The 25,810-nt window shown below is 37.3% G+C and carries 29 protein-coding genes; 11 read left to right on the forward strand and 18 right to left on the reverse strand.

Going from position 1 to position 25,810, the window contains the following annotated elements; genetic code table 11:
* Positions 1–12: 12 nt before the first annotated feature.
* The 4 genes from I7X29_RS00355 to I7X29_RS00370 all read left to right on the forward strand — a co-directional run bounded on the left by I7X29_RS00355 (position 13) and on the right by I7X29_RS00370 (position 3,392).
* Positions 13–1,275 carry an aminotransferase class I/II-fold pyridoxal phosphate-dependent enzyme gene (locus tag I7X29_RS00355; RefSeq protein WP_009411789.1) on the forward strand — a complete coding sequence of 421 codons (1,263 nt, stop codon included), beginning with the start codon at positions 13–15 and terminating at the stop codon, positions 1,273–1,275.
* A gap of 146 nt (positions 1,276–1,421) precedes the next feature.
* Positions 1,422–2,120 carry a polyprenol monophosphomannose synthase gene (locus I7X29_RS00360; protein ID WP_198472416.1) on the forward strand — a complete coding sequence of 233 codons (699 nt, stop codon included), beginning with the start codon at positions 1,422–1,424 and terminating at the stop codon, positions 2,118–2,120.
* A gap of 16 nt (positions 2,121–2,136) precedes the next feature.
* A complete protein-coding gene (locus tag I7X29_RS00365; RefSeq protein WP_009412330.1) occupies positions 2,137–2,502 on the forward strand; it encodes a diacylglycerol kinase family protein in 366 nt (121 codons plus the stop codon).
* Between the two features lie 8 nt (positions 2,503–2,510).
* Positions 2,511–3,392: a DMT family transporter gene (locus I7X29_RS00370; RefSeq protein ID WP_198472417.1), complete on the forward strand. Its 882-nt coding sequence runs from the start codon at positions 2,511–2,513 to the stop codon at positions 3,390–3,392.
* Between the two features lie 41 nt (positions 3,393–3,433).
* Here the strand turns inward: I7X29_RS00370 and I7X29_RS00375 are convergent, their stop codons facing one another.
* From I7X29_RS00375 to I7X29_RS00400, 6 genes are read right to left on the reverse strand one after another with little or no spacing between them, the layout of a single operon-like run.
* Positions 3,434–4,606, reverse strand: coding sequence for a MalY/PatB family protein (locus I7X29_RS00375; RefSeq protein WP_198466538.1), 1,173 nt, complete (start codon positions 4,604–4,606; stop codon positions 3,434–3,436).
* Between the two features lie 17 nt (positions 4,607–4,623).
* Positions 4,624–4,980 (reverse strand): PIN domain-containing protein, encoded by a 357-nt coding sequence (locus I7X29_RS15690; protein WP_353936345.1) that lies wholly within the window; start codon positions 4,978–4,980, stop codon positions 4,624–4,626.
* 51 nt (positions 4,981–5,031) lie between these two features.
* Entirely contained in the window at positions 5,032–5,301 is a 270-nt protein-coding gene (locus I7X29_RS00385; protein ID WP_198472418.1) for a hypothetical protein, read from the reverse strand.
* An 11-nt stretch (positions 5,302–5,312) separates the two neighbouring features.
* Positions 5,313–6,623, reverse strand: a complete 1,311-nt coding sequence (murA, locus tag I7X29_RS00390) for a UDP-N-acetylglucosamine 1-carboxyvinyltransferase (RefSeq protein WP_198472419.1) — start codon at positions 6,621–6,623, stop codon at positions 5,313–5,315.
* Positions 6,610–7,302 carry a DUF4290 domain-containing protein gene (locus I7X29_RS00395; RefSeq protein ID WP_009412335.1) on the reverse strand — a complete coding sequence of 231 codons (693 nt, stop codon included), beginning with the start codon at positions 7,300–7,302 and terminating at the stop codon, positions 6,610–6,612. Before I7X29_RS00395 ends, murA begins: the two co-directional genes overlap by 14 nt.
* On the reverse strand, positions 7,299–7,589 hold the full coding sequence (locus tag I7X29_RS00400; RefSeq protein ID WP_009412336.1) for a DUF493 family protein: 291 nt from the start codon (positions 7,587–7,589) through the stop codon (positions 7,299–7,301). Before I7X29_RS00400 ends, I7X29_RS00395 begins: the two co-directional genes overlap by 4 nt.
* A gap of 291 nt (positions 7,590–7,880) precedes the next feature.
* On the opposite strand from I7X29_RS00400, the gene I7X29_RS00405 reads away from it, so the two are divergent.
* Positions 7,881–8,132: a type B 50S ribosomal protein L31 gene (locus tag I7X29_RS00405; protein WP_002680810.1), complete on the forward strand. Its 252-nt coding sequence runs from the start codon at positions 7,881–7,883 to the stop codon at positions 8,130–8,132.
* Positions 8,133–8,176: 44 nt separating this feature from the next.
* A complete protein-coding gene (locus I7X29_RS00410; RefSeq protein ID WP_198472420.1) occupies positions 8,177–11,728 on the forward strand; it encodes an AAA family ATPase in 3,552 nt (1,183 codons plus the stop codon).
* Here I7X29_RS00410 and I7X29_RS00415 read toward each other — a convergent pair.
* The 9 genes from I7X29_RS00415 to I7X29_RS00455 all read right to left on the reverse strand — a co-directional run bounded on the left by I7X29_RS00415 (position 11,725) and on the right by I7X29_RS00455 (position 18,631).
* Complete coding sequence (locus I7X29_RS00415) at positions 11,725–12,783, reverse strand: glutaminyl-peptide cyclotransferase (protein WP_198472421.1); 1,059 nt, start codon at positions 12,781–12,783, stop codon at positions 11,725–11,727. The two genes, I7X29_RS00410 and I7X29_RS00415, sit on opposite strands and share 4 nt — an antisense overlap.
* Before the next feature lie 6 nt (positions 12,784–12,789).
* Positions 12,790–14,418: a tRNA pseudouridine(55) synthase TruB gene (truB, locus tag I7X29_RS00420; protein WP_198472939.1), complete on the reverse strand. Its 1,629-nt coding sequence runs from the start codon at positions 14,416–14,418 to the stop codon at positions 12,790–12,792.
* A gap of 33 nt (positions 14,419–14,451) precedes the next feature.
* Complete coding sequence (locus I7X29_RS00425; protein ID WP_009412341.1) at positions 14,452–15,096, reverse strand: epoxyqueuosine reductase QueH; 645 nt, start codon at positions 15,094–15,096, stop codon at positions 14,452–14,454.
* A 54-nt stretch (positions 15,097–15,150) separates the two neighbouring features.
* Positions 15,151–15,597: a GNAT family N-acetyltransferase gene (locus I7X29_RS00430; protein ID WP_198472422.1), complete on the reverse strand. Its 447-nt coding sequence runs from the start codon at positions 15,595–15,597 to the stop codon at positions 15,151–15,153.
* A 132-nt stretch (positions 15,598–15,729) separates the two neighbouring features.
* The gene (gene pyrF, locus I7X29_RS00435) at positions 15,730–16,551 is read right to left on the reverse strand and encodes an orotidine-5'-phosphate decarboxylase (RefSeq protein ID WP_198472423.1); all 822 of its coding nucleotides are present in this window, start codon (positions 16,549–16,551) and stop codon (positions 15,730–15,732) included.
* Complete coding sequence (locus I7X29_RS00440) at positions 16,541–16,780, reverse strand: hypothetical protein (RefSeq protein WP_009412344.1); 240 nt, start codon at positions 16,778–16,780, stop codon at positions 16,541–16,543. Before I7X29_RS00440 ends, pyrF begins: the two co-directional genes overlap by 11 nt.
* Positions 16,777–17,466 carry an SIR2 family NAD-dependent protein deacylase gene (locus I7X29_RS00445; protein ID WP_009412345.1) on the reverse strand — a complete coding sequence of 230 codons (690 nt, stop codon included), beginning with the start codon at positions 17,464–17,466 and terminating at the stop codon, positions 16,777–16,779. The genes I7X29_RS00440 and I7X29_RS00445 overlap by 4 nt, the downstream gene beginning before the upstream one ends.
* 19 nt (positions 17,467–17,485) lie before the next feature.
* Positions 17,486–18,277, reverse strand: a complete 792-nt coding sequence (locus tag I7X29_RS00450) for a DUF1444 family protein (protein ID WP_198472424.1) — start codon at positions 18,275–18,277, stop codon at positions 17,486–17,488.
* 75 nt (positions 18,278–18,352) lie between these two features.
* Positions 18,353–18,631, reverse strand: a complete 279-nt coding sequence (locus tag I7X29_RS00455; RefSeq protein ID WP_009412348.1) for an HU family DNA-binding protein — start codon at positions 18,629–18,631, stop codon at positions 18,353–18,355.
* Between the two features lie 200 nt (positions 18,632–18,831).
* Here I7X29_RS00455 and nusB point away from each other — a divergent pair, with 200 nt between their 5' ends.
* Together nusB and yajC are read left to right on the forward strand one after the other, a co-directional pair.
* Positions 18,832–19,773, forward strand: coding sequence for a transcription antitermination factor NusB (nusB, locus tag I7X29_RS00460; protein ID WP_198472425.1), 942 nt, complete (start codon positions 18,832–18,834; stop codon positions 19,771–19,773).
* 32 nt (positions 19,774–19,805) lie between these two features.
* On the forward strand, positions 19,806–20,111 hold the full coding sequence (gene yajC / locus I7X29_RS00465; protein WP_009412350.1) for a preprotein translocase subunit YajC: 306 nt from the start codon (positions 19,806–19,808) through the stop codon (positions 20,109–20,111).
* A gap of 77 nt (positions 20,112–20,188) precedes the next feature.
* Here yajC and I7X29_RS00470 read toward each other — a convergent pair whose 3' ends face one another.
* A complete protein-coding gene (locus I7X29_RS00470; protein WP_034555837.1) occupies positions 20,189–20,905 on the reverse strand; it encodes a PAS domain-containing protein in 717 nt (238 codons plus the stop codon).
* A 219-nt stretch (positions 20,906–21,124) separates the two neighbouring features.
* Here I7X29_RS00470 and I7X29_RS00475 point away from each other — a divergent pair, with 219 nt between their 5' ends.
* Both I7X29_RS00475 and I7X29_RS00480 read left to right on the forward strand, forming a co-directional pair.
* Entirely contained in the window at positions 21,125–22,483 is a 1,359-nt protein-coding gene (locus I7X29_RS00475) for an ankyrin repeat domain-containing protein (protein ID WP_198472426.1), read from the forward strand.
* A 10-nt stretch (positions 22,484–22,493) separates the two neighbouring features.
* Complete coding sequence (locus I7X29_RS00480) at positions 22,494–22,979, forward strand: DUF2271 domain-containing protein (RefSeq protein ID WP_198472427.1); 486 nt, start codon at positions 22,494–22,496, stop codon at positions 22,977–22,979.
* Here I7X29_RS00480 and I7X29_RS00485 read toward each other — a convergent pair.
* Together I7X29_RS00485 and I7X29_RS00490 are read right to left on the reverse strand one after the other, a co-directional pair.
* A complete protein-coding gene (locus I7X29_RS00485; RefSeq protein ID WP_198472428.1) occupies positions 22,976–24,274 on the reverse strand; it encodes a TolC family protein in 1,299 nt (432 codons plus the stop codon). The two genes, I7X29_RS00480 and I7X29_RS00485, sit on opposite strands and share 4 nt — an antisense overlap.
* Positions 24,271–24,705 (reverse strand): lipocalin-like domain-containing protein, encoded by a 435-nt coding sequence (locus tag I7X29_RS00490; RefSeq protein WP_198472429.1) that lies wholly within the window; start codon positions 24,703–24,705, stop codon positions 24,271–24,273. Before I7X29_RS00490 ends, I7X29_RS00485 begins: the two co-directional genes overlap by 4 nt.
* Positions 24,706–24,820: 115 nt before the next feature.
* On the opposite strand from I7X29_RS00490, the gene I7X29_RS00495 reads away from it, so the two are divergent.
* The gene (locus I7X29_RS00495; protein ID WP_198466524.1) at positions 24,821–25,645 is read left to right on the forward strand and encodes a hypothetical protein; all 825 of its coding nucleotides are present in this window, start codon (positions 24,821–24,823) and stop codon (positions 25,643–25,645) included.
* The last annotated feature ends 165 nt before the right edge of the window (positions 25,646–25,810 follow it).

The raw sequence follows: 25,810 nt of genomic DNA on the forward strand, positions 1-25,810 counted from the left end.
GATAAAGAACGAATGAAAGATTTATTTGAGCATATTTATGCAAATAAAGGAAGTATAGGGCGCTGGTCTGACCACGCCGAGGGGTATTATGTATTCCCTAAATTGGAAGGCGAATTAGGCCCTCATATGAAATTTCAAGGAAAAGAAATCCTCAACTGGAGTATCAACGACTATTTAGGACTTGCAAACCACCCTGAAGTCCGCAAAGTAGATGCCGAAGCAGCTGCCGAGTATGGTGCAGCTTACCCTATGGGGGCTCGTATGATGAGCGGGCATACTACTATGCACGAAGAACTCGAAAAACGTTTAGCCAAATTTGTACACAAAGAAGCATCTTATTTGCTCAACTTCGGTTACCAAGGAATGGTGTCTATTATTGATGCTTTGGTTACCAAAAACGATGTGATTGTATACGATGTTGATGCACACGCTTGTATCATCGATGGGGTACGCTTGCACTTTGGTAAACGCTATACCTATCAACACAACGATATGGAGAGCTTTGAGAAAAACTTAGAGCGTGCTGCCAAATTAGCTGAAACTACAGGAGGCGGTATCTTGGTGATTTCAGAAGGTGTTTTCGGGATGCGTGGCGAACAAGGCAAACTTAAAGAAATTGTAGCCCTTAAAAAGAAATATCCTTTCCGCCTTTTGGTAGACGATGCGCACGGTTTTGGTACCTTAGGTCCTCGTGGAGAAGGAACAGGAGTTCACCAAGGTGTACAAGATGAAATTGATGTTTATTTCTCTACTTTTGCTAAATCAATGGCAGGTATTGGGGCTTTCGTAGCTGGAAATGCCAAAGTAGTAGATTATCTTAAATACAATCTCCGCTCTCAAATGTTTGCTAAATCACTTCCGATGATTTATGTAAAAGGTGCTTTGAAACGTTTGGAAATGATGGAAACAATGCCTGAACTACAACAAAAGTTATGGGATAACGTAAATCGTTTGCAAAACGGACTTAAAGAGCGTGGGTTCAATATCGGTAATACCAATACTTGCGTAACGCCTGTATTCTTGCACGGTAGTATTCCTGAAGCAATGGCGATGGTAAACGACCTACGTGAACACTACGGTATTTTCCTTTCTATTGTAGTTTATCCTGTGATTCCAAAAGGAATGATACTCTTGCGTATTATCCCTACCGCTTCACATAGTAAAGAAGATATTGACCGTACTTTGGAAGCATTCTCAGCGATTCGTGAGAAACTCGAAACAGGTGTATACCGCGCTATGAATGCTGAACTTACTAAAGAAATGGGAGATATGTAATTCAGCTAACAATAATGATAAACTGAATATTTTATATAAAAATACTTTGCCAAAGTGAGATAGCTTACTATGCTACGACCAACTTTGGCAAAGTTTTTGTGTATCTCCACCTTGTTCATTATTAATTGCTAATCGTTAATCGTTAATTGTTAATTGTTATCCCTACATATAACGAAATTGAAAATATAGAAGCTATCATAAAGGCAGTATTTGCCCAAAGTGATAAGTTTCATATTCTTATTGTAGACGACAATTCTCCTGATGGTACTGCCGATAAGGTACGCGAATTACAAAATATTTACCCTAACCGACTTTTTTTAGAGATACGCACAGAGAAAAAAGGCTTAGGAACAGCTTATATTCACGGATTTCAGTGGGCATTAGCACGCGACTATGAATATATTTTTGAGATGGATGCCGATTTCTCTCATAACCCTGCTGACCTCTTACGACTTTATGAGGCTTGTCAGCAAGGTGCTGATGTTGCGATAGGGTCCCGTTATGTAAAAGGGGTGAATGTAGTGAACTGGCCTTTGCAACGCATCTTGTTATCCTATGGGGCTTCTATCTATGTGAGGGTGATTACGGGAATGAAAATTAAAGACCCTACTGCTGGCTTTGTGTGTTACCACCGAAGGGTATTAGAGAGCATCGACCTGAATACTATCCGATTTGTAGGCTATGCCTTTCAAATAGAGATGAAGTATCGCGCTTACCTCAAGAAGTTTAAAATCATTGAAGTACCTATTATCTTTACCGATAGAACTAAAGGAAAATCAAAAATGAATAAAAGCATTATCCGTGAAGCTATCTTTGGCGTTATCGGAATGCGATTTAAGAAATAAATCAGCATAAAGAATTATGGAATTTATAAGAAAAAGACTCAAAAGCTTACAATACGTATTTCAAGGTTTGTTTTATTTAATAAAGAATGAACCCCCAGTGATGGTACACATCGTCATCTCTTTAGTATGGGTGATTTTAGGCTTTTGTTTCGGCATTACTACCAATGAATGGATTGTACAACTGTTGTGTATCGCTATAGTACTGTCAGTCGAAGGACTCAATACAGCCGTTGAGAAACTCTGCGACTTCATCCACCCCGATCATCATAAAACTATTGGGATTATCAAAGATGTTGCTGCCGGAAGTGTAGGCTTTGCTGTGATACCTGTAAGCATTGTGCTCTGTATCATCTATTATCCCTATGTAATGGGACTCTTTTAATTTTTACTATGAAAGATATAGTAAAAGGGTATTTAGCAGCTTTTATTTCAGCGGTTACTTATGGTATGATTCCGCTGTTTATGATTCCTATCAAGCAGCAAGGTTTTTCGGTAGATGCGGCACTTTTCTATCGTTTCATTACAACAAGTCTCTTTATTATGGGGTATCTTTTCTACCGAAAGGAAACACTGCATATTATCCCGCGTGAAGTGTTTATCTTCCTTATTTTAGGATTGTTGTACGCCCTTTCAGCTGAATTTCTCTTTCTTGCCTACGATTTGCTCTCCCCAGGTATAGCTTCTACTATATTTTTTATGTATCCGCTAATAGTAGCACTTGCTTTGGGTGTTTTTTTCAAAGAACATATTACCTTTCGCACAATGATAGCCCTCATTGTTGTATTAATAGGTGTTTTCTTACTCAGTGTAAAAGATGTAACAAACTTTTCAATCAACTATATAGGGGCAGGCGTATCACTACTTGGAGCAATTTCGTATGCACTCTATATGCTCATTGTTAATAAATCAAAAATATCGGCTTCAGGAATAAAAGTGTCGTTTTATTCTACCTTATTTTCTTCAGTTTATTTTCTTGTAAAACTATGGGTTATAGGTACCCCTCTCCCCATTCCAGAAGTAAAAATGAGTTTACTACTTACAAGTTTCGGTATAGTAACTACCTTGTTTTCTATCATCACCCTTATTTATGCTATCAGAATGATAGGTTCTACTCCTACAGCTATCATCGGGGTAATGGAACCTATTGTAGCAGTAGCTATCAGTATTTGGATATTCCAGCAAGAAAGTCTTACAACAAATCTTATTATAGGAGTGCTACTCATTATTATTGCAGTAATGATAGATATTTTGAAGCCTAAGAAAAATCAATAGTTATAATAAAAAACGAGGTGTAAAAACCTCGTCTTTTATTATTAGTTTATAGACCGAACCGCTTCTTTTAGTTGTATCAAGGCTTGTTTTACCACACTTCGCGGACAAGCTAAATTTATACGCATATAACCTTTGCCTTCTTCCCCATAGATAGCTCCATCATTTAGGGCTAAATGTGCTTTATCAGTGCATAGGGCTACAATTTCTTTCTGACTGAGTTGTAATGCGCTGAAATCTATAAATACTAAGTAAGATGCTTGGGGTACAATCACTTTTAATTGTGGTATGTATTTTTCGATGTAATGTATTACTTCATCAACATTTCCTTGTACATAGTTGAGCATTTGTTGTAGCCATTCTTCACCTTTGTTATAGGCTGCTACCACAGTGTTGAATGCAAAAACATTTCCTGCGGCTAATTCATTCCCCTCTACATAACTTTCAAAACGTCGGCGTAGGGTAGGGTTGGCAATCACGGCATACGAGGTAGCTAAACCTGCCATATTAAATGCTTTGCTCGGAGAGGCAAATACTACCGAGTTTTGTGCAGCTTCTTCACTTACAGTAGCAAATGGGATGTGCTGATATGGTGATAAGGTAAGGTCAGCGTGGATTTCATCGGCAACTACTATTACATTGTTTTGAGCACAAATAGCAGCTACTTTCTGTAATTCTTCACGTGTCCATACGCGTCCACCAGGGTTGTGAGGATGACAGAAAAGGAAGAGCTTGCAACCTTTTATCTTTTTTTCAAATACTTCAAAATTGATGTGATATTGTCCGTCTTTTAATTCAAGCGGACAGTTCACTAATTCACGGTGGTTGTTGCGAATCACCTGAGCAAAAGGATTGTATACCGGTTGTTGAATCATTACTTTTTCACCGCGCTCAGTAAAGGATTGCACAGCCATAGCCAAAGCAGGAACTACCCCAGGAACGAATGAAATCATTTCTTTAGCAATTGTCCATTGGTGGCGACGAGCTTGCCAACTGATGATTGCCTCATACCAACTCTCAGGCTTAGCAGTATAGCCAAAGATTTCGCATTCCATACGTTTTTTCATCACCTCTACAATAAAAGGAGGTGTTTTAAAATCCATATCGGCTACCCACATTGGTAGCAAATCGGTGCGCCCCCAGCGAGGAGCTAATGCCTCTAATTTTAAGGCATCTGTATGTTTTCTACAAACTACTTCGTCAAAATTGTAATTCATTAGTCTTTAGTTGTTAGTTAAAAAGTTCTCAAAAATTGTTTAGGTGTTAGTATTGAAATATCATCTACCCTAAAATCTTTTTGATTACGTGTTATGATGATATTTATATTGTTTTCTTTAGCTGTAAAATATTGAAAATCATCTTCTAAATCTTTAAAATTAGAATGATGAGCTGTAAAAATAATTTCTTTATAAAAAGGAAGTATTTCAGTAATATCATAAATAATTTCCAATATTCTATTTACTTCATCTTTTCTATAGGATTTTGATAATAAGTAATTTATTGTTGCAATAGAAATTGCTGAGATATAAGTTTTTATGTTTCTTTGCTCACAATAATCAAATAATTTTTTAGCTTCTTGATAAAAAACTATGTCTTTTCATCACCAAATCTAATAAAATATTGGTGTCTATAAAAATTCTTTTCATCCTAAAGCAAAGTATTTTTCTTCAATACAGTTGGCGCATTCTTCTTTTACTTCTTCATCAGTCATTTCGGGTAGAACACCTGTAATACTGTCCAAAAGAACATTGATATCTCTATCTTTTCTTTTTTTAGGAAAAATCTCTTCTTGAATGTACAAACTCTTCAGTTGCTTTTCTATATAGTTTAAAAGATCTATACCATTCTCTTGAGCATAAGATTGCGCTTTTCCCCAAATAATAGGGTTTATGGTTTTTGCTAATGTTTCCATATTATTGTTTTTTAATTCACTCTCACAATATTAGCACCTAAAGCTTCGAGTCGCCCATCAATATTTTCATACCCTCTATCTATTTGTTCTATATTATAGATGGTAGAAGTACCTTTGGCTGATAAGGCTGCGATGAGTAGGGCAATACCAGCACGTATATCGGGGGAAGTCATTAGGGTAGCGCGCAAAGGCGATTTGAAGTCGTTGCCAATAACTGTTGCGCGGTGTGGGTCACACAATATAATTTTAGCACCCATATCTATCAGTTTATCAATAAAGAAGAGTCGGCTTTCAAACATCTTTTGGTGAATGAGCACCTCACCACGTGCTTGAGTAGCGACTACCAGCACAATACTCAATAAGTCAGGAGTAAAACCAGGCCAAGGAGCATCGGCTACAGTAAGGATAGAGCCATCGATATAGTTCTGAATCTCATAGCCATTAGTGTGAGCAGGGATATGAATATCGTCGTTTTTCTTTTCGAAGGAAATACCTAACTTTTGGAAAATAGTAGGCATAATACCCAAATGTTCCCATCCCACATTTTTGATAGTAATCTCGCTGCGGGTCATAGCGGCCAAACCTATCCAGCTACCTATTTCAATCATATCGGGCAAAATGGTATGAGTACAACCCTCCAAGCGTTCTACCCCGTTGATAGTTATGAGATTAGAGCCAATACCTTGTATATCAGCCCCCATAGCATTGAGCATACGGCAAAGCTGTTGTACATAAGGCTCACAAGCAGCGTTGTAGATGGTGGTAGTACCTTCAGCTAATACTGCTGCCATAATAATGTTGGCAGTACCTGTAATAGAGGCTTCTTCCAAAAGCATATAAGTACCGTGTAGTTTTTCGGCTACTACACTATAAGTATAGTTGTTCTCGTCATATTCAAAATGGGAGCCTAATTTGATAAAGCCATCGAAGTGGGTATCGAGGCGACGGCGACCTATTTTGTCTCCTCCAGGTTTAGGAATATAACCTACGCCAAAACGCGTGAGTAGCGGCCCTACCACCATAATAGAGCCGCGCAAGGCTTGCCCTTCGGTATGAAAAGACTCCGATTTTAAGTAATCGATATTCACCTCATCTGCCTGAAAGCTATAAGAGCCTTTTCCTACTTTTTGAATTTTTACACCTAAATTTTCGAGTAAAGAAATGAGTTTATTCACATCCTGAATGTCGGGGATGTTGTGAATAGTAACTTTTTGGTCGGTGAGTAGAACAGCACAAAGCACTTGTAATGCCTCGTTTTTAGCACCTTGAGGAGTAATTTCTCCTTTAAGAATATGTCCTCCTTCTATCTTAAATACGCCCATTGTTATTCTTTTTATTAAATTTATTAGTAAAAACTTTTTTGTTTTGTTGATGTTGCTGATGGGGTTGATTTTGGTTCTGCTGCGGTATAGAACGGCGAGTGAGGTTCATTTTGGTACGTATCAATGCTTGACTGTCCCAAAGGTCTTCTTTCCTTTTGCGCAAATCTATCCGTCCTTTACTCAATTCGTAAAGGTGTTCAAACACTACACTATCGTCTACCGCTTCTTTGTTCCAAGTGAGGAAACATTTTTTCATATGGTTAGCGATGGAATACTCCAAAGCCTCTCGTAAATCGCCTTTTTCCCATTTCACACAAGTATTGATGAGCCTAAGGATGATATTGCCATAAAATCGATATTTGAGTCGGTGTTGTGGATATTCTAAGCGGTCGGGGTGCTTGTGTAGAGTAGAGGGAGTAGGTTTCTCGTAAGGAGAATCTACATCTAACTGAAAGCCCGACATTATAAACAATTGATCCCACAATTTGTGTTGAAAGTCGGGTACATCGCGCAAGTGGGGGAATAGGTTACCCATTACAGCAACGATGCTGCGAGCTGTGCGGTTGCGTTCATCCCGGTCTTCTAAAAGTACCGCTTTTTCAATCATTTTTTGAATGTGTCGCCCGTATTCAGGGATGTGCAAATGCGGGCGTTCGGTATTGTATTCTAAGGTTGTCATAGTGATAAAATTCCTTCTACTTTGCCAGCTTCTTTGTAAAAAGCAATTACCTCATCGGGATTTTTTACGGTGAGGCTTACCGAAACTCCTGTGTATTTATTGCCTGCTGAGGGGCGTGTGGTAATTTCGGCATCAGTATCTTTAAAAACATCCTCTAATTGCGCTAATTTAGCCTCGTCTTTAGGGATGATAAATTTATAGAGGTAGCGAGTAGGCCACAAACTTGTTTCTAAAAGTTCGTTTTTCAATCGCTCGTAAAATTCTGCTAATTCTTGTTCTGTTTTCATTGAGATGTAGTTTTCTAATTATTATAGAGTGCAAATATACAAATAATTTGTCAATTAGCAAGTTTTTAAACCTTAACTATCAGCTCTTTCCGTTCAATGCTTGTCAATACACTTTAAAATTCTTTGTAAATCAATATGTTGTAATCGTTTGATTTTTAAAACTCTATCTTCTTCAGCTTGTTAGTCTCCAAGCTCTGATTTCTAAAAACTATTCCTTAAAATTTGCCATTTAAAAAAATAATCGTACCTTTGCGCCCTGAAAAAATTACGTAATAAAAATTTAACATTGCAATGAAAAAAGAAATTCACCCAGAATCTTATCGTTTGGTGGCTTTCAAAGATATGTCTAACGACGATATCTTCATCACAAAGTCTACCGTAGAAACTAAAGAGACTATTGAAGTAGATGGGGTTGAGTATCCATTAGTGAAATTGGAAATTTCTCGCACTTCTCACCCTTACTACACAGGTAAATCTAAACTTATTGACACAGCCGGACGTATTGATAAGTTTAAAAACAAATACGCTAAGTTCCAAAAATAACATAGCAACTTCTAAAAACCTCCCCTTAAGGAGGTTTTTTTCTTATGAAAATACTCTCCGTCTCTCTCCATAATATTGCCTCTATCGAAGGCCCTTTTACCCTCAATTTGGAAGCTGAACCCCTCAAATCGGTGGGGTTATTCGCTATTACTGGGGCTACAGGTGCAGGAAAATCAACTATTTTAGATGCTATTTGCCTCGCCCTTTACAACGATACTCCTCGATTGGCTGCTACCCAGAGTTCCGTTGCTATTACCGATAGTGGGGTAGAGGTAAAGGCTAACAACGTGAAACACCTCTTGCGCAAAGGGGCTGTTTTGGGCTATGCCAAAGTAGTATTTCAGGCGGTTGATGGTAAGATTTACGAAGCCGAATGGCAGGTGAGCCGCGCTTACAACAAACCCTCGGGGGCTATCCAAAACGAGAAAATGCAACTCACTTGCTTAACTGATAACCACTTAATTGCCGAAAATCGCAAAACACTCGTACTCGAAAAGATTCGCGAATGCGTAGGGTTAACTTTTGATGAGTTTACTAAATCGGTGATTTTAGCACAAGGCGATTTTACTTCTTTCTTAAAAGCAAACGACGATAAACGTTCGGATATTTTAGAGAAACTCACAGGTACTGAGATTTATACACGTGTTTCTAAACAGATACACGAACTTCATAAACAACACAAAAACGAACTTCAACTCTTAGAAAAACAGCTTGAAAATATTGTTTTCCTAACGGAAGATGAACGCACAACGCTATCTACCCAACTCGCTGCTGATGAAGCTCAATTAAACAATTTGCAGTCGTCGCTTACTGCCTTAAGAGCTCAACAACAGTGGTTTGACAATCAGAAATTGTACACACAACAATGGCAAGAGGCTCTTGAAAATAAACAAATAGCCGAGCAGGAGAAAATCTCTCAGTCAGAACGTTTTGCTCAACTTGCAATGGTGGAGCAGTTGCAAGCTGTAAAAGGGGATATCCTCACCCAGCAAAAGGAAAGCGAAAAATTAGCACTCACCACACAACAATTAGAGCAAGCTACTTTAGAAAAAGAACAACTTACTACCGATAAGGCTCTTATTTTCAGTGATAAAGAGGCTATCGAAAAGGATTTGACAACAGCCAAAAGAACTTATGAAATAGCCAAACCTGCTATCGCTAAAGCAAAGGAACTGGATATTCGTCTCACAGAACAACAAAATGTGCTATTGCAATATCAGCAACAGTACGACACTAAAAAATCTGTTTTACAAACTAAAGAAACAGAACTTGAAAAAGTAGTGGAACATATCCAAAAAGGGGAGAGTTACATTCAAACTGAAGAACAATGGCTCAATACTCACCCCGATGAGGCTCAATTGTACCGCAATGCGCTGTGGTTAGAGCAACTCGCAACCGACCAGCAACTGCTCAACGAAAAACTAACTGCCTACAAGCAAACGGAAGAACGCCTTACACAACAACTCAACGACCTGAAAGCTCAACACGCTATTGAAAATCTCCCCTCAATAGATGTAGAGGCTCTTGCTAAACAACAAAAGGATTATCTCACAGCTTTGCAAATGTATCAATTGGATAGAGAAGTGGCAAAACGAATGATGCAATATGAAGCACAGAAAATACAAGGAGCATCGCTCTTACAGGAGTTGCAACATACACAAAATCAAACGGAAGAGGCTATAACACAATTGCAAACAGCTCAGGCAGAAGCCAAAATCGCTTGTGACACTGCTGAGCGTATTTACCAAAAAGCACAAATAGAAAATACCAAAGATGTAGCGTTTTTACGTGAACATTTGGTGGAGGGGGAGGCTTGTCCTGTATGTGGGTCGCTACACCACCCCAATGCTCACAAGGCTGTTGCCGAACATCTTATCAATACGGTATATCAAGAATTCCTCAATGCTAAAAAGCATTTAGAGTCGCTTACAAAAGACTTAATTACCAAAGAAACAGAGCTTAAAGAACTGCAAAAACGCATAGCACAGCAAACCACACAAAATGCTGAATACGCAACATTATACACCCAAGAGTACGAACGCTTAACACAATCGGTGTATTACTATATGGCTTATCCTATTGCCGAAATAGAGCCTTATATCACAAGTAAAATCTCTGAAATAGAGCACCTTTTAGTAGAAACTGAAACGCTTTTTGAAGTGCTTAATAAACTTAAATCACTCACCGATGAGTTGAATACTCTTGCAAAAGACACTCAGAATTGCGAACAACAAAGCCAAAAATACTTTCAGCAGTTGCAAAATTTGCAACTTTCGGCTGCTTGGCTTAATCTTTGGCAAACAGATATTGCACAATTTCAAAATAAAGTTACCACAGCTAAAACCGATTGGGAAACACATTCGGCTTGTCTCGAAAAATACAAAAAACGCCTTGCAGAACTCACACAAGAGCGCACAGAGCTTTCTTCTTCGGCTCAAGCACTCCAGCAAGAACTCACTGAATTGACAGAGCGTATTACTAAAGAGCAAATTCAGTTGCAAAAAATGAAAGAAGAACGTAACAATTTGTTAGAAGGAAAATCGGCTCAAGAGGTAGAGGCTACTTTTGAGAAACAAATAAATGAATTAACATCTCGGTTGGAGCAAAACCAACAGCAATACAATGCTATTTTACTAAAACTGACGGCTAATGAAAAGACTTTAGAAACTCTAACAACGCAACAACAGCAATCGCAAACTCATATAACTGAGGCAACTCTTAAAATAGAAGAATGGCTTACTGCCTACCCTTCTGAGCAAATAGACTTTATAAGAAGAAAGATGTTAGAGTGGGCAAATCGCTCTCACGAATGGCTACAATCAGAAAGGCAAGCCCTTCAATCGTTAAACGAGCGCATAGCCCAATACAATACTATTGCTACAGAAAAACAACAGGCTCTTGAACAATTAAAAGAAAAACGACCACTTGACCTTACAGAAGAAGCTACCATACAGCAATTGGTAGCTCAAACAGCTGAAGAAGATATATTACGTGAGGCTGTAGTTACTCAAAAAAGTAGGCTTTTAACTGATAGTCAGCAGCGTGCTACCGCTGCAACATTGCATATAGCTAAAGAAGAAAAGGAAAAACTCACCCATCGCTGGAGTTTGCTCAACGACCTTATAGGAAGTAGTACAGGTAACACATTCCGTAAGTATGCTCAGGAATATACTCTTGATATGCTCTTGCAATACGCCAATGTGCAAATGCGCTATCTCAATAGGCGTTATACTTTGCAACGCATTCCTAATTCTTTAAGTTTGCAGGTGGTAGATAACGATATGGGTGCTGAGGTGCGTTCGGTTTATTCACTTTCAGGAGGAGAATCATTTTTAGTATCTCTGGCTTTGGCTTTGGCACTTTCCTCACTCTCATCTACTAAAATGAATGTAGAAACCCTCTTTATAGATGAAGGTTTTGGCTCCTTAGACTCCGAAACGCTTTCAGTAGCTATAGATGCATTGGAAAGCCTACAAAATCAAGGGAAAAAAGTAGGGGTTATCTCTCACGTACAAGAAATGGTAGAGCGCATTGCTGTGAAAGTAGTAGTACAAAAGAAAGGCAATGGAAAGAGCAGTATAGTTGTTACTGTTTAGTTGTTAGAAGGTAAGAAAACTACTTCAAAAATTTTACTCCAATTCTTACCCGTAATGAAAAAAGTTTGACGTTTAGGGTGATAGGCAATGCCATTGAGTACATCCACATCAGGAGTTTGCTCTACTTTATTTTTGAGTCCGCGTACATCTATCACACCTTCAATAGCACCATTTTCGGGATTGATAATCATTATGCCGTCCTTTAAGAAAGTATTGGCATAAATCTTTCCGTTAGCAAATTCTAATTCATTAGCATAAGTGTAGAGCGATTTATTAGTGCAGAGTTGTAAGCTATCAATCTCAGTATAAGTTTCGGGATGGAGTAACCAAATTTTTTCACTACCATCACTTTTGTAGAGTTTGTCTTCTCCGTTATGGCAGAGCCCCCAACCTTCTTTACTTTTGCCATAAGTGAAGGTCTTCTGAAAATTCAAATCCTTGTCATATACCATTCCTACTTGTTCTCTCCAAGTGAGTTGTAGTATTTTACCTTTAAAAACAGTAGCGCCCTCGCCAAAGTATGAAGGTTGTAAAGGTACATTTTTATAGACTTCCCCTGTAAATGGATTCCATTTGCGTATAGATGATTCGCCGTATTGCCCTGTACTTTCTACAAGCGTATCACCTATGAATTCTAATCCTTGTGTATAAGCCTTCTTGTCGTGTGCATACTCATTGATGATTTTGTATGTATAGATTTTAGGAGCATCTTTGGCTAATAACAATAGTTGTTTTTGTACGGTGTACTGTTGTCCGTTAGTAGTATGAGCAGTAACTTTTAGTTGCTGTTTGCCTAACGGCAGAAGAGCGTGCAGTACAATAGTATCGCCTTGAGCTTCTAAATGCTGTTGATGAAATTGAAAAGAAGTTTTGGTAATTGCCTCACTGAATTTTGGGTGTGTGATTTTCACCACAAGAGTATCACCTAAGTGGTATTCTTTCTTTTTAGGAAAGATTTCTATGTTAAAATCTTTGCCGTCATTAGGCGTATTTTTGCAAGCTACCACTGCTATTGCAAGCAGGATGAGGTATAAAAATCGTGGAAATATAGTCATAATTTGTTATCTTTTGCTCTGAAAAATATAAGTAATAGTGCCTGTTTGTTCTTTTTTGCCACTCACCGCATTGAATTTAGCTTTTTGAGCGTAGAGTAATGAGTTTTCTAATAAACAATCATCGGTAGTTGTAGAATTAGCTCTATCAATAGCTGTTTTAGTCACACGCCCTGCTTCGTCCACAGTGATACTTACCACCACTTTTCCATCACGTTCACAAGTAAATACAGGATTCGGAATATTTCCTACTCTACCAGCTAAGGCGTATTTTACTAAAGTGTTTTTATTCACTTTGTCACTTATTTTAGGAGTATTAGTTGTGTTTTGCAAACTGTGATCGGTGATAATGAGGTCGCCTGCCATTTTTTGGTTGGCTACTAATTCTTCTTTGGCAGCTGCCATTTCCTGAGCAGCACGTTCAGCCATAATTTCGTCTAAAGTTTTGAAATCATCAGTGTGTTGTAAGGAAGCATCTGCTTGGTTGTAAGCATTGGTAGTGAGTTTGGTATTGTTAGTAGGAACATCGGCATTAGGAGAGGTTTCTTCAGGTTGTGGAGGTTCTTGAGGTAAATCATCAGGGGTAAGTGCCATTTCTATCATTATTTCTTTCTTCTTGTCGCTCAATTGTATTACCATAAGGGTGAGTACAGTACAGAAGAGTATGAGCAAAGTGATAGTAATTGCCTTATCAGTATTAGTGAACATTCGCATAAAAGCGCGTAATTCATACTGTAACCCAGAAGTTTTTTGAGCTTTTCGTCTTGGAAATATAGCCTCCATATTCAACTCGCCAGTAGGGTGGGAGGGAGGTGTTTCTTCACGTTCAAACTGACTGTTGATGGTTTTATTGCGATCGGCAAAACGGTCGTTGAGAACTTTCTTTTCTTGTGGTTCACCTACCACAGTAGTAAGAATAATAGGAGGAAGGGGGTGTTTCCTGAGGTCAGGAATATGAGTACTGACAAACTCTTCAGGACTTATGGCATCACTTACTGAAAAATCACCTATTTTGGTACGTCGCAAAGCTGATAGATAGCCTCCTGAGCCTAAGGCTTTACCAAAATCGTTTGCTAAAGAACGTATATAAGTACCCTTACTGCATACCACCTCAAAGTGCAACTCAGGAAACTGACTTGCATCAATAGTGAAATTGTGAATGTAAATAGTGCGCTGAGGTACTTCTATTTCTTTGCCATCGCGAGCAAATTCGTAGAGGCGTTTGCCTTCTTTTTTTATAGCCGAAAATACAGGTGGGGTTTGCACAAGCTCACCCATAAACTGTTTTCGCACTTGTTCTATCAGTTCAGGAGTGATATGGTTAGTAGGGTAGCGAGCATCTATTTCAGTTTCCATATCATAGGAAGGGGTAGTAGCTCCCAAGGTGATAATGCCCGTGTAGGTTTTTACAGCATCTTGTATTTCAGTGATTTTTTTGGTAAATTTACCGGTACAAATTACCAATAAACCAGAGGCAAGCGGGTCTAATGTTCCTGCGTGCCCTATCTTTATTTTCTTGAGCTTATAGTGTTTGAGTATTGCCCATTTGATTTTGTTCACCGCTTGAAACGACGACCATTGTAAGGGTTTATCAATAAGCAAGATACGACCTTCTGAAAATTCTTCTGGAGTTATCATATTCATTAGCAAATTTAGAAATTAGCAAATTAGTTAATTTCCGTAGTATTTTTCTCCTATGCGTATTTTCTCTCTACCATTGGCAACACGCCATTTGTTAGCATCGCGTAATGAGAAAGCACAACCACAATACTCTTGTTGGTAAAACTTTTCATTCTTACAGATTTCCATATTGCAGGCAGAGCCTCCGTTTTTGCGCCAATTGTAGTCCCAGTAAGTAAGACCTTCATACTTGTTAGCAGCGTTTTTGCCTGCTTCATTCACTTGGTTGAGGTCTTTCCAGCGTGAGATACCTAAAGAAGTAGCAATGGTATCAAAGCCATTTTCGTGAGCATATAAAGCGGTGCGTTCCATCCGCATATCAAAACACATTGCACAACGGCTACCGCGTTCAGGTTCAAATTCCATACCTTTGGCACGTGCGTACCAGTTATCGGTGTCGTATTCAGCATCTACAATAGGTACGCCACACTTTTCGGCAAAACGAATATTTTCGTCTTTACGGATTTCGTATTCTTTTTTAGGGTGAATATTAGGGTTGTAAAAAAATATAGTAAAGTCGATCCCCGACCCCTGAATAGATAGTATAATTGAACCTGAACAAGGTGCACAACAAGTGTGTAACAATAATTTTTTGCCATTGTTAGGCAATACAAGATTCTTGTGAACTAATTCCATAGTATTTTGAGTTTTCTTTTAAAGGGCGCAAAAATACAAAGAAATCACAATATATCAAGATTCAGGGGGATACATTTGTTTGAGAGCGTTCACATATACCTCTGCACCTTTACGTTTAAAGCCTTCATTTTCATAGAGCTTAATAGCTGCTTCGTTAGTAGGCGAGGTAAAGAGCAATATTTCTCCTAAGCCCAATTCTTTGCCTTTGGCGATAAGAAGTTGTATGAGCTGAGTCCCTATTTTTTTACCACGTGCCATCTCGTCTACCACCACATCTTCTATCCAACCTTTGTAGCCTGAAATCACTCTGTAGATAGCCATAGAAGCCATTCCGTGTAGGCGACCGTCTTCTATATAACCTACTACATAAGGAGCCTGAGCTTCATCATTAAAAAGGTTTGATAAGGGTTGCTGATAACGCCTGCTCAACAATGAGAACAAGCGAGCGGCATCTTTTTCAATGGTTGGGGTAATGTTGCTTTTATTTAAAAATGTAATCATATTATTTAGTTGTTAGTCATTAGTTTACTAGTTTTTAATCACCATATTCTGCCAAAGTTTTAAACTTGTACAAAGTTGATATACCTATTACTTCTCACACTTGTCATTTCTCTTGCTCCTTTTCATTACTATTCATTTACCACTTTTAAGCATTAATTTCATCTTCTGTTGTAATTCCTCAGCTTTTTCACCTGCTATTTTAGCGAAATCTTCACTTTTAGAGACATAGATAATACCACGTGATGAGTTGATGAGCAGTCCGTAATGTTCGTTAAATCCATAGTGACAAACTTCTTCTAAGCTACCTCCTTGTGCACCAACTCCAGGGACTAATAGAAAGTGTTCAGGGATAATTTGGCGTATTTCTTTTAAGAATTCAGCTTTGGTTGCTCCTACTACATACATTAGGTTTTGGCTGTTTTGCCAAGTGAGTGAGGTGCGTAATACTTTTTTGTACAATTCCTCATCACTGAGTTTCTGTGTTTGGAAATCAAAAGCCCCTTCGTTAGATGTTAGCGCTAATAGAATGGTGTGTTTGTTCTCAAAAGCTAAGAAAGGTTCTACTGAATCCCTACCCATATAGGGGGCAACAGTCACACTATCAAATTGCATATCCTCAAAAAAAGCTCTGGCATACATACTTGAGGTGTTGCCTATATCTCCGCGTTTAGCATCGGCAATGGTAAAAATATCGGGGTGGTGGCGGTTGAGGTAGTCAATCGTTTTTTTTAAGGCACGCCACCCTATTTCACCGTGAGCTTCGTAGAAAGCAGTGTTGGGTTTATAGGCTACTGTAAAGCGGTGGGTAGCTTCTATAATTGCCTTGTTGAAAGCAAAAATAGGGTCTTCCTCCTCAAGTAAGTGAGGAGGAATTTTGGTTATATCAGTGTCTAACCCCACGCATAATAGCGATTGCTTTGATTTGATTTGCTGGATGAGTTGCTTAATAGTCATTTTCTTCTATACGGGTAATTTCACGTTCGTAGAAAGCGATAGCTTCTGCTATAAGGTTCTCACTTTCAGCTTCTAATTCTTTAGTGTCCTCTTCATCAAACTCTTCAAGCCATTCAACTTCGTCGTTATCTAAATTCAATACGAAGCGTGGATACTCTAAATGCACTACGAACATAGCGTCAGGCATATCGGTGTTGTCACCTAAAATAAATTTTGGGAAGTTACTCATTTTAATTCTTTTATTAGTTCAATAGCTTTAGCTACCCCCGTAGAGGCAACGTCTTTAATTACAGTAATATTATTTTTATTGCTGATACTTGGGCGCGGGTCTACATAATATATAGGAGTGTCTTCTTCAGCACAATTCATCAGTCCGGCAGCAGGATACACTTGTAGTGAAGTCCCTACAATGAGTACTATATCAGCAGTTTCAACTTCTTCGGCAGCTTTTACAATCATTGGTACATCCTCGCCAAACCACACGATATGAGGGCGCAATTGTGCGCCACTGGGGCTTAGGTCACCTACTTTGATATCTTCAGTGCAGTCGTAAAAAGTGTAAGGGTCGTCAACTCCACGCATTTTTAAGAGTTCACCGTGCAGGTGGATAATATTGCTGCTGCCTGCACGTTCGTGCAAATCGTCTACATTTTGCGTGATAACTACCACATTATAGTCTTTTTCAAGCTCGGCAAGCAATAGGTGAGCAGGATTAGGTTGCACATCTTTTAGCTGTTTGCGCAAGCCGTTGTAGAAGTTCAACACTAGTTCAGGATTTTTGTTAAATCCGTAAGGGGTTGCCACTTGTTCTATGTCGTGCCCTTCCCATAAACCATCGGCATCGCGAAAGGTTTTCACGCCGCTTTCAGCACTGATACCAGCTCCTGTAAGGACTACTATTTTCTTCTTTTTCATTGGTAATGTGAGTTATAAATTATAAAAATACTTCAAACTTCCCGTTTCTAAAAACGAATTTCTTATCGCTGATAATATGATCCCCTCCACTATATATATCACTGATAACCGACTCAAGTTGTGCCAAACCTTCTGCATCTTCACTGCCACAAACTACCAATACATCGCGTGCAGGAACTCCTATTACAATCTCTCCTTCTACTGGAAAATTCTCTTTTGTCCATATATCCGTCAGAAGAATAAGGCTTGCTTCATAATTGCCATCTGCTGTTAGAAAAATGAGATGTTCATCAGCTTGTGCTTCTATTTCTAAGGTGTTAGTTAAATTGTTGAGAGCCAACTCTCGTAGAGCTTCAATACTCATTCCTAACTCCTCAAAGTCCGAAGTAGACAAAGAGCCTATACTATCGCCGTCATCTACCCCGTAAAACACATACAACTCATCGTTATACTTCTCATATACCATTGGCAACTCTTCAGCATCCGGCACTATACTCTTCAATTTCTTTATATAGGTTGTATCTTTGATTGTAGGAAAGATACAATCAGTGATTGCTGTTGCTTCCTCAGGCTTGTATATTCTAACCAATGGAGCGAGATATTTGTCTAAAATATCATTTAAATCATTCGGATTGGTTAGATATTCATTAAAACAATTATCCAAAAAATGCTTTACTTCTCGCTGGTCATCAGGGGTTATTGTGCTTACCTCCAATACCGCTGTGCTATTTATAGTAATATCGGGGAAAGTCTCTCTCAAAGCATCAATATATAGCTGAGTAAACTCTTGTTCGTTCATTAGATTTGTCATAATAATTAACAGATTAGAAAATTAGTAAATAAAAAAAAGTCCCTTTCTTAATGAGAAAGGGACTTTTTAGTGCAATTACTTTTTGTTTACTGATTCAGAAAGTTCAGTCCCAGCTTTGAATTTTACTACTTTCTTAGCAGGAACTTTGATAACAGCACCAGTACGAGGATTTCTTGCATCTCTTGCCTCTTTCTTAGCTACTGACCAAGATCCGAAGCCTACGATAGCTACCTTTTTACCTTGTTTAAGGCTCTTTTCAACACTTGAAAAGAACGCTTCTACTGCTTTTTTAGCATCAGCTTTTGTTAAGCCAGCTTCTGCAGCAATTGCATCGATTAATTCTGTTTTGTTCATATTATAAATTGTATAATATAGTTAACTTGGTACAAAGGTAGTAATATATTTGTTTATAGCAAAGATAAAACAAAAAAAAATGCGATTTTAGTAAAAAATTAACATTTTAAACACTTTTTTACCCCTTTTTCTTTGCTCGTTAAAGCTTTTTTCCTACTTTTGCACCCTCAAAAATAAAGTAAATAAGGTTCTTATAAATTATGCTTACACGACGACATATTAGGGCTAAAGTGATGCAATCAGTCTATGCAATGCAGCAAAGCCAAAGTCAGGATTTAGACAAAGAATTGAAATTCTTGCAAAATAGTGCCAATGAGATGGAAAATCTATATCTCTTGCTAATGGCACTCCTTACAGAGCTTCATTCTTTGGCGGTAAATCAGTACGAAGTAGCACAAAAAAAATACTTAGCAACTCCTACTGATAAGCTCCTACACCAAAAAATGAAAGACAACGAGCTACTTTCACTTATTGCTACTAATGAAATGTTACAAAAGGCTATTGCTGAAGCTCATATCAATTTTTGGAATATCCAAGAAGAATATGTGAGAACGCTCTATAAACGTATTGTGGAAAGCGATACTTACCAAGCTTATAGTAAACAAAAAGCAAGTTTTGAAGCCGACAAAAAATTCTTAATTGAAATTTTTGAAGAATTCATTGCTCCTGATGAAGGGCTTTATGAATATATAGAGGACTATAACCTTACGTGGATGGATGATTTTCCTATTGTAAACACCTTTATAGTAAGAGAGTTTAAAAATTTACGCCCGAATCCTCCTGAAAAGTATTTTTCTCCTCCTCTCTACAACAACAGTGAAGAAAAAGAGTTTTTAGTAGATTTGCTAAAGAAAACTGCCCTTAACGATGCTAAACTTAAGAGTTTTGTAGAGGATAAACTCACCAATTGGGACAAGGAACGCGTGGCAGTGTTAGACCTTATTCTTTTGAAAATGGCTATTTGTGAGTTTTTGCACTTCCCAAGTATTCCTGTGAAAGTAACTATCAACGAGTACTTAGAGCTTGCTAAAGAGTATTCTACTGCTAAAAGTAGTTTGTTCATCAATGGGGTACTGAATGTAGTACACAAGGAACTCAGTGAAAAAGAACTTATTAAAAAGATTGGAAGAGGACTTTTGTAAGTAACAAAATTAAAAACTAAAATTAAGTATATATGCAAAATTTGATGAGTAACAATTTTTTGATTATCGCATTGATGATTGTGGTAATGTATTTTTTAATGATTCGTCCACAAGCGAAGCGACAAAAACAAGAAAAAAACTTCATACAATCAATGAAGAAAGGTGATAAAGTAATTACCAAAGGTGGTATGCACGGTCGCATTGTAGAACTTACCGATGATACTTGTGTGATTGAAACCCTTGCAGGTAAAATAAAATTTGAACGTTCGGCTATCTCTATGGAACTATCCATTAGATTGAGAGACGACAAGAAAGAAGTAGAGAAAAAAGAAGCTTAATGCTAAAAAATACTCACAAAAAAAGAGTGTATCTATTTTTTGAGATACACTCTTTTTTTATACTATAAGTATTACAATTAATTTGTAGAGAATAATCTCGCAAAGAAACTTTTGCGTTGCATCATACTTTCTTCTTCAGGGTGCTCTTCACTGAAGATTTCATCTGAAATTTCATAGTCGCCAAAGTTAGTACCTTCAGTGTGATGAGTATTGGATACAGGCTCAAATACGATATCCTGATGAGTAGCCGCAGCTGTGCGTTTATTTTCATCTAAGATGTCCATTATATACTCAACATACGATTTACCTTGTTTTTCTAAGAAACTTTTAAAATAGCGGTTGCTGAGCTCCATTCCACCAATCTTTTCGAGTTTTAGGAGTGTTTGGTACAAAGGTTCAATATGGTCGGTAATTACATATTGAGGTAAAGCACGACGGCGTGCCATAATGGTTACCACTTCACCCATAATATTTCTTCCTACCTCAAAATCGGTGATAACCCAATAATATTCCCCCGATTTAGCTAAGTTTTTGATAATAGCGTGAAAGTTTCTACCCACTAAAATATTATCCCACGTAATTTTGAATATGATTTTAGGCATATCGGGGTGGCGGATAATATTGTGAGGTTTGCCGAGCAACTCACTTGCTGAATAGCCACAAACGTCTATAAACGTTTGGTTTACGTCAGTAATAGTACCATACTTATCAGTAGTACTGATAATGGTTTTTGTTTTATCCCACACAACTTCTCTGTTGATAGGAGTAGGTCTGTTTATGATTTCTTCTGACATAACATTATAAATTATATTCAACGCCACAAAATTAAGGAAAAACTATTATAAAAACAAATACTTATCAAACTTTTTTGTTTGACACATAACACTTTCTTTATAAATAATTGATAATCAATTGTTATAGAAAATTATTTTATAACAACTTTACCACAAATAATTTGTGGTTTATAATTATTTAGTATCTTTGCCCCGAATCATTCTAAATAAGCACCTTTTATGAAAAAACTTTTGTTTGTTATTACAACACTTCTAATAGGGAAAGTTCACGCACAAGAAAATGTTTTCCTCACTAATGAGTATTGGAAACAAAAGCCCTCTGTGGCTCAAGTAGAACAGGCTATCAATCAAGGTAATAGTGCTACAGCTTTGAATAGCCGTGCTTTCGATGCAACAACTTTAGCTATCTTAAACGGAGCTCCCTATGAAACTATTACTTATCTTATTGATTTAGAAGGAAATGGAGTAGATAAACTGACTCACGACAAACGCACTTACCTCTTTTGGGCTGCCTATCAGGACAATGTGCCCGTGATGGAATACCTTCTCAAGAAAGGAGCTAAGGTGAATATTACTGAATCACATCAACTTACCCCCTTGTTATTCGCCGCTGTAGGGGGAAGAAGCAATAACGCAATTTATGAATTGTTACTGAAACACGGCGCTAACTTAAAAGATACTAATGCCGATGGTGCAAATGCCCTTTTGCTGTTACTCCCTCACCTCAAAGACCTTAAAGAAGCTGATTATTTTCTAAAAAAAGGACTTAAACTTACAGCTATCGATAACAAAGGTAACAATGCTATTTACTATGCAGCAACAACAGGTAATCGCGCTATAATTGAGGCTTTGATGAAGAATAAAATTAATGTTAAAAAACTGAATAACAAGGGTGAGAGTGCTATTTTTGGTGCCGCTCGTGGTTTTAGAAAAAATTATAACAAGCTTGATACTTTTCAGTATTTAGAACAATTGGGGCTTTCACTTAATCAAAAGAATAAAGATGGACTTTCTCCTCTTTTTGTGTTAGCTGAAAAGAACAAAGATGAAAAAGTGATTAACTATTTCTTAGAAAAAGGAAATGATACCAATCAGATTGATAAAGAAGGAAATAACCCATTGATGAAATCAGCAATCAGCAATAATATATCTGTAATAACAGCTTTACTCACCAAGACCAAAGATATCAACACACAAAATAAACAAGGATTATCGGCTTTGACCTTGGCAGTAGAGAACAATACTCTTGAAGTAATAGATTTTTTACTCTTAAAAAATGCAGATGTTCAAGTAGTAGACAAGGAAGAAAATACACTTTATCACTACGCTGTAAAACGCGGTGATATAAAAATTTTAGAAAAACTTTCACTCTATCCTATCAATATCAATCAAAAAAATAGCAACGGTCTTACCCCTCTACAAATGGCTGTGATGACCGCTAAAAACTTAGATGTAGTACGCTTCTTGCTCAACAAAGGGGCTGATAAAAATCTCACTACTGATTTGGGTGAAACAGTTTACGAATTGGCTCAAGAAAATGAAGCCTTAAAAGGAATGAATATAGAATTTTTAAAATAAAAGAAAGAAGATGAAAAAGAAACTCTTACTTACTGTAGCTGTGGTAGTTGCCCTGCTTACAGTTTCATTTGTCGCTCAACAAGCTACTACTAAGAAATACAAATGCCTTATCCAGCTTACTAACTACAAAGGGGAGGGGGCTTATATAGTAGCTTCACTCATCAATCCGCAAGGAAAATATGAGCAAACATTGCAAGTATTGGGCGACGACCCCGAATGGTATGACGATCTTACTGAATGGTGGAAGTTCTATGGCAAACGCCAAACAATTGATGGGATTACAGGAGCGACCATCAGTGGGGGAGAGCGCGCCGTAAAAGTGCTCACCCTTGATGAGAGCAAGTTTGATAAAGGGTATAAGATACGCTTTGAAACAGCAGTAGAAGATGACTATTACTATGCTAAAGACGCTGAAATAGAACTCAAAAAAGAAAACCTTAACACTAAAGTTGAGGGCAAAGGCTATATACGTTACGTTAGACTGATGCCTAATTAGTGACTAAAGTAATATTCGAGTACTTTTAGTTTAAAAATGTACTGATATTTAGCTTTTATCACATCATTTTGAGCATTTTCATATTCGTATTTAGATTGATTGAAGTCAAAGGTATTCATTAAGCCTACATTGTGTCGTTCTTGTGCATAACTAAAAGATTGTTCTTTAGCTTGAGCTGTTTTTTCACTTGCTTCGTACAGTTTTTTGGCATTAGCAGCATCGTTGTAGGCTTGATAAATATTTTTTTCAGTACTCAATTCAGTTTGTTCCTTTGCTAATTGCATTTTCTGTAAGGCTAACTTTTGAGTTTTAACATTACTGAGTACGGAAAAATGATTGAAAATAGGAATACTGAGCGATAAACCAGCGTACATACCTTTGTTAGTGTCTAACTGTTTCCAGAAATCCATTACTTGGTTCTTACTCCATCGCGAACTATACCCCCATTGCGCAGAAAGACGAGGCCAAAAAGCCGACTGACTTAAGCGCAAACTACTTTCAGCTAATTGTACATTGGCAGTTGCTAATTTCACTTCACCCATTATCTCTTTAGCACTTTGGTAAATCTCTTCAGGAGTTTTGTTTAGTATATCGGCTACGGGAACTTCAAATGTGTTATCGGCTACCTCAAAATCTTTGTAATTCTTCAGTAAAAGCAATTGAGCTAATCCCATTTTTCCGATGAAAAGAGCGCTTTCTGTTTCTATAATTTTCTGCTCAAGCGAAAATAGTTGAGCTTCACTTTCATAAATATCACCTTTGGGCAACGACCCCGCATTGATGAGCTCACGCGTACGTGCAACGCTTTCTTTTGATATTTCTAATTGTGCTTTTTGAATCTTGATCTTTTCTTTGTTGCTCAATACTTCAGTGTAAGCATTGATAATCATTAAGATAATCTCATCTTTCTTCATATCCAATTGGTATTGAGTCGCCAATTGTTTACATTTTGCTTGTTGCAATTTACGCCAATTCTGCAAGCCGGAGAACAAAGGCATTGACATACTGATACCACCTGAAGCCGATTCAAAAGTAGTGTTTTCAAACTGGTTGCTCACAGGATTGATATTCTTTCCTGTATTCCAATTATAAGCAGCTTCACTGTTGATAGAAGGCAGAAAGTTAGCTTTTGTTTGCCATACTTCTATATCAGTGGATTTCAAGTCTATTTCCGATTGTTTAATAGAAAGGTTGTGTTCTTTGGCATACGCTATGCAATCGTTGAGCGTCCAAAGTTTCTGAGCTACTGCTGAAAAAGGTAGCAAGCAAAGTAAGAAGAGTTTTTTTTTCATCATTTAATATATTCGATAGGTTTAGCCCTTTTACACACAATCACAGCAATGTGTTCCTCGTTGTCTTCATCTTTTCCCGCAAACGAAAGAGTGAGAATTTCACCTTTTATTACGAAAGTGTTGTTTAAATCACTTTCTTCCTTGCGAATAATGTGATTGCCCTCTACGGTATAGAAATCTTTATTACTGTTGAGAATTACACAATTACCATTATATTTTTTGTAGTAATTCTCAATAATTTCGTTTTTAGTAAATATAAAAGTACTCTGCTTTTCACAATCGTCGAGGGTAATCTCTAAGTTGTCTAAGCTTTGAGATTCAATCGTCCACGAGCCTATAAGATCGTCGTGACGAATGCTTTCCTCTTGAGAAAAAGCAGGTAAAAAGCTAAAATATAGCGAGATAGTAATAAATAGTTTGTATATGGTACTCATAGAAATGATATTGTGAGTACAAAACTACAAAATAATTCTGGATTGACAAATTATTTTATATCTTTGTCGCGTAAAATCAGCAAATTGACAAATTGCCAAATTGACAAATCTACTTATGGATAAATATCTTTTAGAACGTTACCCGCTTGTGTGGAATACTCGCTTGCTCCCAATGTTAGCTCTTGCGAGCTGTGGACATATCTTCTTTATCTTATTAGGTTGGGCAGCAAAAAATGAAGACTTCAATTACTATGCTTTTAATGCTATAATGGCAGATTTTATAGGGTTTCCATTATTGTTACATCTTGTTATCTCTATATTGTTGTTAGTAGTTTGGTTGCTGTATCTCAGTAGAAACAACGCTTTCAAGCATTTCTATCCTTTCCCTGAAGAAAAACTCTTCTTGCAATGGATACTTTATTTTCTTATCGTCTTTGCCTCAGTGTCCTTTGTACTGCCTTATGCAATTGTTAAAGGCTTAGGGAAGTATCCTTTTAGCAATACTTCTGATGTGATATACCTATTAAATTTCCTTTTGAGTATTGCTTTTGTTATAGCGACACTCGTGTACTGTGTGCGTATTACCAATGTGCAAATTCTGCTACTTACTATTGTTTTTATAGGGATTCTTTTAATTATATTATCTTTTATAGGCAATAAATTGTTGTTTTTATTGGTTTATGCTGCACTTGTATATGTTTCTGTGAGTAAGGAAATTCACATACCAAAGAAGTTTATAGGCATTGTGGTAAATACAGTGCTTCTTTTTTCGCTTATGGTAATGTACTATATAGTAGACAGTATTATGGAGAATATGTTATTAGATAGGTCTCGTGATGAGCTTTCTAACAAAAATTTTTGTGTATCCTTCTGTTTAACTTTGGTCTTTATAGGCTGCTACACAAGGGTAATACAACGATGGAAAGCAATAGCGGACTGAAGTAATACTTTTCTATAATTTTAATCACTGACATATTGTCAGTGATTAAAATTAGATTTAAAAAACTGATAATGATTTCTTTAATTTGAAATACCTTTAAAAAATCAAGAAATAACCCTGTCAAAAAGTTTTAAAAACTGTCATTTTGTCAGTTAAATCTATTTG

This window comes from Capnocytophaga periodontitidis (assembly GCF_016126015.1).
Lineage (GTDB): Bacteria > Bacteroidota > Bacteroidia > Flavobacteriales > Flavobacteriaceae > Capnocytophaga > Capnocytophaga periodontitidis.